Origin of the sequence: Methylobacterium sp. 13MFTsu3.1M2, assembly GCF_900112625.1 — a bacterium.
In the GTDB taxonomy this organism is placed as follows: domain Bacteria; phylum Pseudomonadota; class Alphaproteobacteria; order Rhizobiales; family Beijerinckiaceae; genus Methylobacterium.
Genome location: NZ_FOMM01000012.1, coordinates 216,911 through 228,564, shown reverse-complemented (window position 1 = coordinate 228,564; position 11,654 = coordinate 216,911). Strand labels below are relative to the sequence as shown.

At 73.0% G+C, this 11,654-nt stretch carries 8 protein-coding genes; 5 read left to right on the top strand and 3 right to left on the bottom strand.

What is annotated here, in order from left to right; translation table 11 throughout:
• The 3 genes from BM314_RS13765 to BM314_RS30600 all read left to right on the top strand — a co-directional run.
• Nucleotides 1–769 (top strand): methyl-accepting chemotaxis protein (locus BM314_RS13765; RefSeq protein ID WP_244539932.1); only part of this gene is annotated, 769 nt, incomplete at its 5' end.
• 171 nt (nucleotides 770–940) lie between these two features.
• On the top strand, nucleotides 941–1,759 hold the full coding sequence (locus tag BM314_RS13760) for a hypothetical protein (RefSeq protein ID WP_091978477.1): 819 nt from the start codon (nucleotides 941–943) through the stop codon (nucleotides 1,757–1,759).
• A 168-nt stretch (nucleotides 1,760–1,927) separates the two neighbouring features.
• A complete protein-coding gene (locus BM314_RS30600; RefSeq protein WP_170868108.1) occupies nucleotides 1,928–2,251 on the top strand; it encodes a hypothetical protein in 324 nt (107 codons plus the stop codon).
• 361 nt (nucleotides 2,252–2,612) lie between these two features.
• On the opposite strand, the gene BM314_RS13750 is transcribed toward BM314_RS30600, so the two are convergent.
• Together BM314_RS13750 and BM314_RS13745 are read right to left on the bottom strand one after the other, a co-directional pair.
• Nucleotides 2,613–4,397 (bottom strand): glycosyltransferase, encoded by a 1,785-nt coding sequence (locus BM314_RS13750; protein WP_091978476.1) that lies wholly within the window; start codon nucleotides 4,395–4,397, stop codon nucleotides 2,613–2,615.
• A complete protein-coding gene (locus BM314_RS13745) occupies nucleotides 4,397–6,094 on the bottom strand; it encodes a hypothetical protein (RefSeq protein ID WP_170868107.1) in 1,698 nt (565 codons plus the stop codon). Before BM314_RS13745 ends, BM314_RS13750 begins: the two co-directional genes overlap by 1 nt.
• Nucleotides 6,095–6,252: 158 nt before the next feature.
• Here BM314_RS13745 and BM314_RS13740 point away from each other — a divergent pair, with 158 nt between their 5' ends.
• Together BM314_RS13740 and BM314_RS13735 are read left to right on the top strand one after the other, a co-directional pair.
• Complete coding sequence (locus BM314_RS13740; RefSeq protein ID WP_091978474.1) at nucleotides 6,253–7,248, top strand: glycosyltransferase family protein; 996 nt, start codon at nucleotides 6,253–6,255, stop codon at nucleotides 7,246–7,248.
• A gap of 32 nt (nucleotides 7,249–7,280) precedes the next feature.
• Complete coding sequence (locus BM314_RS13735) at nucleotides 7,281–10,484, top strand: glycosyltransferase family protein (RefSeq protein WP_091978473.1); 3,204 nt, start codon at nucleotides 7,281–7,283, stop codon at nucleotides 10,482–10,484.
• A gap of 55 nt (nucleotides 10,485–10,539) precedes the next feature.
• On the opposite strand, the gene BM314_RS13730 is transcribed toward BM314_RS13735, so the two are convergent.
• Nucleotides 10,540–11,634, bottom strand: coding sequence for an aldo/keto reductase (locus tag BM314_RS13730; RefSeq protein ID WP_091978472.1), 1,095 nt, complete (start codon nucleotides 11,632–11,634; stop codon nucleotides 10,540–10,542).
• Between the last annotated feature and the right edge of the window lie 20 nt (nucleotides 11,635–11,654).

Below are 11,654 nucleotides of genomic sequence, written 5' to 3'. Positions count from 1 at the left end.
CAAGTTCGCCGCCGACATCTCCGCGCAGGTCCAGGAGCGCCACCGGCGCGTCGCGGCGCAGCGGGCGATCGGCGTCGACCTCGACGCGATCGGCACCGCCGTCGAGGGCGCCAGCCGCCGGACCGCGGAGGCCGTCGACCTCGCCGGGCGGGTGTCCGGCGACATCCAGAGCGTGGCCTCGGGCGCCGAGGAGCTGTCGGCCTCGGTGGGCGAGATCAGCCAGCAGGTCAGCCACGCGGCGCGGATGGCCGGCGAGGCCGTCGAGCAGGCCCGGCACACCAGCACGATCGTCGAGGGCCTGAGCGGGCAGGCGGCGCAGATCGGCGACGTCGTGACCATGATCCAGGGCATCGCGGCCCAGACCAATCTGCTCGCGCTCAACGCCACGATCGAGGCGGCCCGGGCGGGCCTCGCCGGCAAGGGCTTCGCGGTCGTGGCGTCGGAGGTGAAGGCGCTCGCCGAGCAGACCGCCAGGGCCACGGATCAGATCCGCGACCAGATCACCACGACGCAGGCGACCACGCGCGAGGCCGTGGCGGCGATCGGCTCGATCCAGGGCACGATCCGGGCGCTCGACGAGATCTCGGCGGCGATCGCGGCCGCCGTCGAGGAGCAGTCGGCGGTGACCCAGGAGATCTCCGGCAGCATGCACACGGCCTCCCGCGGGGTCGGGACCATCGCGGGCGGCATGGCGGCGATCGCGCGGGCCAACGAGCAGGTCGACGCGGCCACCCGCCAGGTCCGGGAAGCCGCGCGCGCCGTCGGCTGAGGTCGCCCGCCCCGGTTCCGGGGGCGCACCGGCGCTCGCGGGTCGCCGCGACCGGTTTCAGACGAGCGGATTTGCCAGCCGGCCGCTTTGGCCCGGACAGGCCGCCCATGATAGCGAAGGCGCGGCTCCGATGCCGGCCCGGGTCGGCGGCGCGACGCGCGGGAAACGACCTTGGCGGCGATTTGGCTGACGGCCCTGATCCGGGCGCTGACCTCCGGGACCGTGGTGGTGCTCGCCTCCGTCCTGGCCGAATGGCTGGGACCGGTCTGGGGCGCGCTCGTCGTCAGCCTGCCGGTCTCCGCGGGGCCGGCCTACGTGTTCATGGCGATGGAGCACGACGCCGCCTTCGTGGCCGGGGCGGCCCTGAACGGCTTCGCGGCGAACGCCGCGACGGGCCTGTTCCTGATCGTCTACGCCCACCGGGCGGCCGGCCGGGACATGACCGCCACCCTCGGGCCGGCGATCCTCGCGTGGCTCGCGGCAGCCCTGCCTGTCTCGGCACTCACGTGGACGCCGACGACGGCGTTCCTGCTGAACGCCCTGGTCTACGGGGCCGGCGCGCTATCGACCCGGCACGTCGTGCGCGCGACCCTCGTGCGGAGCGCCGTCGTCGCGCGGCCGCGCCCGCTGGATCTGCTGATCCGCGCGAGTGCCGTCGCGCTGTTCGTCGCGGCCCTCCTGGCGCTGAGTACGGCGCTGGGCCCCGCCAGGACCGGGGTCATCGCCGCCTTCCCGGTCACGATGACGAGCGCCTTCGTCATCCTCCATCGCCGCATCGGCGGGGCGGCGATGGCGCGGCTGGCGAGCGTCGCGATCCGCGGGGTGTTCGGCTTCGGCCTGACCCTGCTGACACTCCACCTGATGATCCAGCCCTACGGTGCCGCGCTCGCGCTGACGGTCGCGCTCCTCGTCTCGCTGATCTACTCGGCGGGCCTCCTCGTGGTGCAGCCCCGTCCCGGTCGGCAGGAGCCCGGCATCGTCACGCGCTGAGGCGAGCCGTCCGACCGCGACCTCGTCGCCAGGGCGCAGCCAACGAAGCGCCTCAGAAGCCATCTCCTCCCGCTGCAGGGCCCGCTTGCGCCAGGCCGTGAGCAGGCTGGCGAGCGCGTCGGGATCCAACCCATAGCTGTCCGGCAGACCCGCGTTTCGCCCGATCAGGTGCCGGTTCATCGCCCCGAGGCGCGTCGCGCCGGCGCTCGCGTCGTCGAAGGTCACGAGGCGTTGTCCCGAACCCGGCATGGAGACCGGCTCGAACACGCTCACGTCACGCCACCGGACGCGCCGCGCACCGCCCAGCTGTACGACGGTGAAGCCCGTCTCGTCGAGGTGCAGCGCCGAGCCGCGGATCGCCGTCAGGATGAGGAACGGGACGCCGCCGAGGAAGAGCGCGACGCCCGGCCAGAGCAGCAGTTGCATCGCCGTGGAGGGCGCCTCGTGCAGCACCATCCAGAGCGTGACGCCGCCGAAGCCGGCGGCCATTAGGGCCAAGAACAGGAGTTTCCGCACCGAGGCGCGCAGGATCACGGGGCCGGGGAACTGCGCCGCCAGCGACCCCGCCGACCGGCTCTCGGATTCGAGCAGGTCCGGCCGCAGCTGCCACACGGCGACAGCCGCGCACACGCCGAAGAACACCGTCGTCGTGACGCCGCCATCCGCGCCGGTGGCGATCATCCCGAGGCCGGCGGCGACGAAGAGGAGGCTGATGCCGAGCAGCAGGACGTTCCGGCCACGGTCGCCGCGCGCGAGTTTCAACACGATCGCCCCGCCCTCCCGCGACGCCGATGGCCGGTGTGGCCACCCGATTCCGAGACGCGACCATACAGGCCGCGCCGCGAGGCGGCGATCACGCGCGCCGCGCCGTGTCGCCGCTCTCGCCCAGCATCGCCAGCACCTGCGCGGCCCCCTCCTCCGGCGCGATGCGGGACGTGTCGAGGAGCGGCACCCGCAGCTCCTCCGCGAGCGTCCGATAGCCGGCGATCCGGGCTTCGGTCATGTGCTCCGACGGGTTCGGGACGCCGCGCGCGACCATGCGGGCGATGGTGGTGGGACGGTCGGCCCAGCACATGACGGTGAACGGGCGCGGCTCCCAGCCCGGACGGAAGGCCGGCGAGAGGAGCTGCGAGGCGGTGAACCAGTGCCGGTCGAACACGACCGGTCCCGGCGGGGCGTTGGCGATCGCCGCCGCCACGGCCGCGTGCGCCAGGTCGTCGGCCAGCACGTGCTGCCCCGTCCGGGCGAGGTGGACCAGGATGGCGCCGACCGGACCGCTGAACGGGTTGAGCACCGTCGCGCCGAGCGCCTCGGCGACGTGCCGCGCGATACTCGACTTGCCGGAGCCGTCGAGCCCGTCGACCGCGAGCGCGATCCGCGAGGCCTGGGCGGCCTTCTGCTGGGCCCGCGTCAGGTTCGAGGGGTAGATGCGGCCCTCGCGACGGCCGTGCTCGAGGTAGTGCAGCTGCCCCTGCCACGCGTGCTCGAACAGCGCCGCGAGGTCGGCGTGCAGCCGGATATAGCCGAGGGCGTCGAAATCCTCCGGCAGGGGCCCGTCCCGGCTCGCGAGGTCGGCGAGGCGCAGCGCGGTCTCGCGCGGCGGGCCGGACGGGCGCACCGCATCGGTCCGGCCCGCCCGCAGCGCGATCGCCTCCGCGACGACGGCGAGCAGACCGTCCGCGTAGGTGTCCCAGTCGAGCGCCCGGATCCGCGCCCGTCCCGCCTCGGCCCGGGACGCGGCGCCGGCCGGATCGGTCGCGATCCTGTCCACGGCCTCCGCGATGGCCGCGCCCAGCGCCGCGTCCGGACCGTCCGGCACCACCAGGGCCGTGACGCCGTCCTCGGCGAAAGCCAGCGTGCCGTGCACGGTCGCGACGAGCGGCGTGCCGCAGGCCATCGCTTCCGCGGCCGGGTTGCACCAGCCGGCATGCGCCTCCGCGCTGCAGAACGCGTCGAGCCCGTGATACCACGCGGGCAGGTCGGACTCGGGCAGCGGCCCGTGCACGACGAGGCGGCCCGAAGCCACCAGATCGGCGCGCGCGCCCACCAGCCCCCAGTCCGGCCGTCCGAACCAGTGCAGGGCCCACGCGTCACCGAGCCTGTCGAGCGCCGCGAGCTGCGCGGCGGGGCGCTTGTTGGCGATGCCGCCGAGCCTGCGCCGCGCGCCGCGCGCGGGCGGCGAGACGGGCGGCGCGAACAGCCCGCTATCGACCGCACCGACGAGGCGCCGCCACGGCAGGCCGAGGGCCTGGAGGGCGGCGTCGTCCCAGTGGTCGTTGTTCGCCACGACGAGGTCGGGCGCGAGGGTCCGCGTGACGCGCGCGTAGGCGTCGCGCCGCACCGGCGCGTTGAGGAGGTGCTGGATCCGGGCGCCGAAGTTCGGGGCCCGAAGGTCCGCGAATCCCTCGATCGTGGCATCCGGGAATCCGCCGCCGGGCACCATGACGGCGTCCCAGCTCGCGCGCGCGGCGTCCTCGCGGTGCAGGACGGGCAGCCGCGTCTCGAACCCGTCCTCGCCCGTACCCAGGGTCAGGTACGCGAACGCGTGACCGCGACGCGCGAGCACCCGTCCGACCCGCTCGAACCGGAGCAGGCCGCCCGTCAGCGCCAGGTGGTCACAGGCGACGAGCAGCCGCATCACGGGGTTCCTCTGATGAGACGCAGGAGGCGAAGGGACAGGCGGCTGCCGTCGCCGGCCGAAGCGCGGCGAGTGTCGAGGGTGTCCTGAAGGTGGTCGCGCGCGCGGTGCATCTCGGCCGCGTAGGCGATCACGCGGTCGGTGCGGCGGACGTGCTCGCGCGCGGCGGCCTCGTGCGCGGCGGCGTCGGCGGCGCGCGCGGCGCGCAGGGCCGCATTCTCCTCGAGCAGCCGCGCGATCTCCGCGGAGGCCTCCGCGAGCGCCGCGCGCGGATCCGCGTCGATCCGGGTCTCTTCGCCGACCGGCAGGCGCGTCGCCGCCGCCCAGTCCAGGCCGCGCTCCGTCACCCGGTCGCTGACGATCGTCTGGAAGCGGCTTTCCCGGGCCAGCCGGTCGGCGAGCTGCGCATCGTCCAGAGCCAGCCCGAGTCGCGGCAGCAGGGCGCGCAGGGCGTCCAGAAGGGTCAGCGTGGACGGCCCGCCGGGACGCCAGTCTCGTGCATCGGTCAGCGCGTTGATGAGGCCCCGCACGGCGAGGTGGCCAGCGTCCAGAGGGCCCCCGAGCTCCCATTCCAGGTCTATGAACGTGCCGTCGGCGCCCGAGACGAGATTCTTCGGGATGGCGTCGAGGGCCGGTCCCGGGAGGATCGTCCGGGTCTCGAGCGGCGCTCCCGCCGCGAAGCGGCGCGAGACGGCCTGAAGCCACGTTCCGGCCCAGGCGGCGACGGCGTCCGGGCACCAGCCTTCCCGCGCCAGCCGCGCCTCGAGAACTTCAGACCAGAGGGAGCCCGGCACGTAGGTCTCCGACGGCAACAGGTTCGTGACGCCTCGAACCGCGGCGGGAAGGTCGGGATTCGCCCGCGCGCGGCGCACCGCGATCTGCAACCCGGCCCCCGCGAAGGTCACCAGCCGCTCGAATTCCGGCCGGCGGCGCAAACCCGCGTGGATCGCCAGCCGGTCGTCCGGCGGCAGCGGCTCCGCCGATGCCGCGATCATGAAGGCGGGCGCCAGATCGCCGATGAGCCCCTGCTCCGCCACCGTGGCCCAGGCGCGCCGCGGCGAGAACAGCGCGCCCGCGCGGGCTGCCGGATCCGGCCCGGCCGCGCCGATCGCGAGCATTCCGGGATCGAACCCGCCCGGCCGCGCGAGGCCCCGCTCGGCGATGAAGCTCACGGGCTCCTCCCGCCCCGGGAACGGGAACCACCATTCCTGATAGGCCAGGCCGCGGGCCTGCAGGGACCGTTTCAGGCCTGCTCGCGTGGGCAGCCGGAGGCCGTCCGACCTGAGGCGTCCCTCGAGGCTCGGGAAGCCGCGCTGCCCCACCGTCTCGGAGCCCGCAGCGAGTCCGTGGAGCGAGAGGGCGTTGTCGATGACGAGGATCAGCCGCCCGCCGGGCCGCAGCCGTTCCTGGGCCCAGGCGATCGTCGCGTCGAGCGCGTCCCGGCCCCCGTCGTCGCGACACGACAGCAGCCCCGTCAGCACGACGCCATCGAAGAGCGTGGAAGCCGGCAGGTCGGCGCCATCCGCCGTGGTGACGAGGGTGGCGTCGGAAGCCCAGCGCGCGCGGCTCCCCGCGTCGGGCTTCGGGCCCAGCAGCAGGAGCGTGCCGGTCAACCACGGCAGGAAGGGGCGCAACGCCTCGGCGCAGGGCTCGCGCGGCGGGTGCGGCGCGCCTATTGCCACTTCATCCCGTGCCATACTTCCTGATTGCCAACATTGAATTGCCCGAAATTACCCGATCGCCAAGTGGTTGGGGGAAATTAATCGACGAAATGGACATGCGACAGTTGCGTGTCTACTTACAATTGGCATTAACCTGCAATTAAAACTGGCCCGTCTCGCCGAGGTCACGAGGGATGAATTTCGTCAGCGCGATCTCGTTGGCCGGGCCGCACGTCCTGGTCACGAGCACCTTCCCCGATGCGCTCAACAGGAATCCCGGGATCCGGAGCGATCTGGCCGACGGCTTCGCCGAACTGCTCGGCGCCGAGCGCGTCAGACACACCCCTCTGGAACTGGCGGTCGCGGCGGTCCGGGCGACCCGGCCGGATGTCGTGATCGCGGTCGGAAGTCTCGTGCCTGACCTGGCGGATCTGCGCGCGCTTCGGCGCGCCGCGGACGCCGTGGGTGCCGTCCTGATCTTCTGGCTGACGGACGACCCGTACGAGTTCGACTACGCCTTCAAGGCGGAACTCTACGCAGACATCGTCGTGAGCAACGATTCCTGGGCGGCGCAGCACTACCGGCACCCCGACGTCCACCACCTGCCGCTGGCCGCGGCGCCCGACCGGCATTTCCGGCCGATCGCCCCGGTGGCGGAGCGGGAGACAGTCCTGTTCTTCTGCGGCGTCGCCTACCCGAACCGCGTCGCCCTGATGCGCCGGATCGACGATCTCCTGTGCCGGCACGTCGTGGAGATCCTGGGCGCCGAGTGGCCGGACACGCTCCGATGCGCGGTGAACCGCCGCCTCACGCCGGCGCAGATGGCCGACTACGCCGCGGCGGCGCGGCTGACGCTCAACATCGGCCGCGACCTCGACGTGGCCAATCGCCGGCTGTCGCTCCCGCAGGCGACGCCGGGACCGCGCACCTTCGAGGTCGCTCTGTCGGGCTCGGCGCAGCTGTTCTTCGTCACCGGCCTGGAAATCTGCGCGCATTTCGAGCCGGACACGGAGATCCTGCTGGTGGACGGCGCGGCCGATATCGCGCGCGCCATCGAGCGGTCGCTCGACGAGCCCGCCGCGATCGAGGCGATCGCGCGCCGGGCGCAGGCGCGGGCGCTCCGCGAGCACACCTACCGGCATCGCGCGGCGCGCCTGCTCGATCTGAGCCGCCTGACGGTCCCGGCCTGATCACGCCGCCGCTGAGACGGACGAGACCGCGCATGTCCGACCTGTCGATCCTGCTGCTCGACACCGAGCCGCAGACCCACAACCGCTACCTCGTGCTCGCCATCGCGGACGCGCTGCGCCGGCATCCCGCGGTCGGCCGGGTCCATGTCGGCGGGCACGGCGATGCCCTGGCCGCCTTCGTCGAGCAGGGTCTCGACACGCTGATCGCTTTCGGCGGCGCGCGGGCGCACGCGCCCCTGGTCGGTCGCCTCGCGGGGCTCGCTCGGACCAGCGTGCTCTGGACCACGGAGGATCCGTACGAGCGCGAAGCGAACGTGCGCGGGTCCGGGGTCTTCGATCTGGTCTTCACGAACGACCTTGCCACGGTCCCGGCCTACGGAGGCCGGGCGCACCACCTCGCCCTCGGCGCCTCCTCGCTCTTCCACGATCTCCCGGTTCTCGAGGACGACGCGCGCTACCGCTACGATCTCCTCTTCATCGGAACGGCGTGGCCGAACAGGGTCGCGACCCTGAACGCGCTCTCGGCCAAGCTGCCGCGGGACGTGAAGTTCAAGCTGGCGCTGCCGTGGAACGCGCATATCGGTCCGCCGGAGCTGGAGGACGAGGCGCTCGTCACAGACTGGCGCTGCGGCAACCGCGACTTCGCCCTCCTGGCGAACCGCAGTCGCGTCGTGCTCACCCTGCCCCGGATCTTCTCGGCGGCGCGCGCCGATCAGGCGACCGGTTCGACGCCGCCGCCGCGGCTGTTCGAGACGGCGCTGGCCGGCGGCTACCAAGTCGTGGTGTCGCCCGAGCCGGAGACGGCCGCCTACTACACGCCGGGCGCCGAGATCGCGCTCTGCGACGACGAGGCCGGTGCGGTCGAGGCGATCCTGACGGCCCTGACCGAACCGGAAGCCCGCATCGCGCGCGCGCGCGCCGCGCAGGCGCGGACCCGCGCCGAACACCTCTACGACCATCGCGTGGCGACGATCCTGGACGCGGTGATCGACCGGCGCCGGACGCAGACGCGCCGGCCGCCCCTCGAACCGTCAGCGCCCCGCACGGTCCTGATGCTCACCCACAACCGGATGGGGCATCGTCCCGGCGGCGGGGTCGAGGTCTATCAGGAACTGCTGACCGAGCTCGGCGAGCCGTACCGCGTCCTGTTCCTCTTCTCCGTCTTCGGCGACGGGCGCTGGTCGCTCCGGCTCGAGGGCCCGGGGATCGCGGAGAGCTTCGCCTGCGGTCCCGTCACGCCGCCGCTCTCGACGGACCCGTTCGTGGAGGGGATCTTCCAGAGGCTGCTGTTCGAGCATCAGGTCGACCTCGTCCACATCCATCACCTGATGCACGTCCCGCTGTCGCTGCCGCTCATCGCGCGGGCCTGCGGCATACCCACCGTCTACCACCTGCACGACCATTTCCTGATCTGCGAGCGCTGGCTGCTGCTCGATCACACCGGCCGGTTCTGCGACGTCGTCAATCGCGGGGCGGACCAGTGCGACGCCTGCCTGGTCTCGGGAAACCAGTATCCGCCTGGCTCCAAGGCGCGCCGCGACGGCATGATGACCCTGGTGACCGACGCGATCGACGCCTTCGTCACGAGCACGCCCGCCACGGCGGGGTACCTCCGGCGCTACTTCCCCGGCATCCCCGCCGACCGGATCGTCGAGATCCCGATGGTGGCGCCGAACACCGCGCCGGCCGGGGCGCGGCCTGTGTCCAGGCGCAGGCGCGACGGCGATCGGCTGACCGTGGCGATCCTGGGCAATCTCGCGGCCCACAAGGGCGGTCAGCAGGCGATCAACCTGATCCGGAGCTGCGAGGCCTATCCCATCCATTTCAAGGTGATCGGCCGCATCGACGAAACGTACCGCGAGGCGGTCGCGGGCTTCGGACCAGATCAGGTCACCGTGACGGGCGCCTACGAGCAGCACGCGATCGGCGGCCTGCTGGCCGGCTGCGATGTCTCGCTGCACCTCTCGACCTGGCCCGAGACGTTCGTCATCGCGCTGACGGAGGCGTGGCAGGCGGGCCTGGTCCCGATCGTCGCCGATATCGGGGCCCTGGCCGAGCGCGTCGAGGACGGGGTCGACGGGTTCAAGGTCCCGCCGGACGATGCCGGCGCCGTCCGCGCGCGCCTCATCGCGCTGCACTACGATCGCGCCCGCCTCGCCCGGATGCAGGCCTCCATCGGCCGGAAATCCTTCCCCGACGCCGACGGCCACCTCGGGTCGGTCCGCGCCCTCTACGAGCGCCTGATCGAGGCGCGGCCGCTGCGCCACGGACGGGTTCCCAGCCACCTGCGGCACGGTTTCGACCTGCGGCTCGAGACCCTGGGATACCGGACGAACGCCGCCTCCTGGACCAGCGCGGCGATCGCGTGGGACGAGGCGGCCCGCGCGCCGGAGGCGTCGCCCACCGTGATGGCGGCGGCGCGCGCGCGCCCGGTGCCGGAGCTGCCCGACGCGTTCCGGCGTCTGACGCTGAGGCCGGTCCGGCGCAGCGAGTGCGGCTGGAGCCTCGACGTGCTGCGCACGGACGAGCGCCTGAACCGGAGCCTGGATCTCTCGTCGGTCGTCGCGCGGGCCTCCGTGTTCCTGCGCGGCTGGCTGCACGTCTCGGGGCCGGCGCCGAAGGCGATCTACCTGCGGCTGACGGGTCGCACCGGGACATCGTGGGTCGCCCTCCAGAGCGATCTCCGTCCGGACGTGGCCAAGTGGTACGGTGAACCCGCCGCCGCGACGTCCGGCTTCACCGGCCAGATCGACGTCGCGGGGATGTCCTTCGGACGCTACGCGCTCGCGATCGTCCAGATCGCCGACGGTAGCCTGCGCATCCTCGAAGACGTCGCCTCGATCTTCATCGCCCCCGACACCGAGCCGCCGGCGCGCTTCGTTCCGGAGCCGCGCCATCTCGTCAGCGGGCCGCCGCACGTCCCGGATCTGCACCACAGCCTGCCGGATGCCGGCGACGCGCTCCGCGTGTCGCCGGGGCAGCTCTGGGCCGCGGAAGTCGCGTTCCCCGGGACCGCGCCCCGGCTCGGCAAGGAGACGCTGGCCGTGTTCCGCGGCACCAACGGTCAGACGTGGCGGGCGCCCGTCCTCAAGATCGACGAGCGGACGGTGCGCATCACCGCCTCCGTCCCCAACATCGATCCGGGCGCCTACACGGTGTCCCTCGCCGAGCCGCACAACAGGACGTTGCGGACCCTCGCGACGCTGTTCCGCACCCAGGTGGCGCGTTCGGAGTGACGGGGCTCACCGGCAAGCCCGGTCTCGATCCCCCGAGCCGACCCCGGACGCGGGCTTACCACGCCTCGACCCGTTCACCGCCGAAGATGCGCGAAGTCGGCAGCTCGAAGATGAAGTAGGGATTGAGCTGCGGCGGAGCCCCGGCCTCATCCAGGCGGGACTGCTGCTCGGGCGTCAGGACGACCTCGAGCGCGGCGATATTCTGCGCCAGCTGCTCCGGGCGGCTCGCCCCGACCAGGACCGAGGCGACGCCGGGTCGCCGCGCGACCCAGGCCAGCGCCACCTGCGCCATCGGTCGGCCGACGTCCGCGGCGACCGCCCGCAGCACGTCCACCACCGCGAAGTTCGCCTCGGTGAACAGCATGCCGCCGAAGGGATTGTCGCCGTTGAGCCGGCCGTCGCTGCCGCCCTCGGCCGCGTCGCCGGCCCGGTCCGGGAGCGAGCCTGCCGGACCGGCCAGAGCGAGCTTCTCGCGCCCGTACTTGCCGGTCAGCAGGCCGGCCGCCAGCGGGCTCCAGGGCACCAGCCCGAGCCCGAGGGCGCGGCCCGCGGGCAGCACGTCGAGTTCCACGCCCCGGTCGAGCAGCGAGTAGGCGTATTGCAGGCCGATGGGTTCCGGGAGGCCGTGGGCACGGGCCAGCGCGGCGATCTGCGCGGCGTACCAAGCGGGCGCGTTCGAGAATCCGTAATACAGGATGTCGCCGCGAGCGACGGCGTCGGTCAGCGCCCGGAGGACTTCCTCCGGCGGCGTGGTCCGGTCCCAGACATGGGTCCAGTACAGGTCGATCCAGCCGGTCCTGAGACGGCGCAGGGAGCTCTCGAGACCGGAGCGGATGTTCCGCGCGCTGTTGCCTCCGGCGAGCGGCGTGCCCTGCGCGCGCGGGAAGCCGGACTTCGTCGCGACGACCAGGCGGTCGCGCAGACCGCGCGCCGCGATCAGGTCGCCGAGCATCGTCTCGCTCGCACCGCCCGCGTAGACGTCGGCCGTATCGATGAAGTTGCCGCCCGCTTCGACGTAACGGTCGAAGATGGCCGCCGAGACCGTCGCGTCGCTGCCCCAGCGGGCGGCGCCGAAGGTCATGGTCCCGAGCGCCAGGGGGCTCACGGCCAGACCCGAGCGTCCCAGGGTTCGATAGTGCCTCAGATCCATCGCCGCACCTCACTGTTGAG

What these genes read in the sequence shown, in the direction of transcription:
- BM314_RS13750 (WP_091978476.1), bottom strand. Translation starts at nt 4,397, where the DNA reads ATGCGGCTGCTCGTCGCCTGTGACCACCTGGCGCTGACGGGCGGCCTG.
- BM314_RS13745 (WP_170868107.1), bottom strand. Translation starts at nt 6,094, where the DNA reads ATGGCACGGGATGAAGTGGCAATAGGCGCGCCGCACCCGCCGCGCGAG.
- BM314_RS13740 (WP_091978474.1), top strand. Translation starts at nt 6,253, where the DNA reads ATGAATTTCGTCAGCGCGATCTCGTTGGCCGGGCCGCACGTCCTGGTC.
- BM314_RS13735 (WP_091978473.1), top strand. Translation starts at nt 7,281, where the DNA reads ATGTCCGACCTGTCGATCCTGCTGCTCGACACCGAGCCGCAGACCCAC.
- BM314_RS13730 (WP_091978472.1), bottom strand. Translation starts at nt 11,634, where the DNA reads ATGGATCTGAGGCACTATCGAACCCTGGGACGCTCGGGTCTGGCCGTG.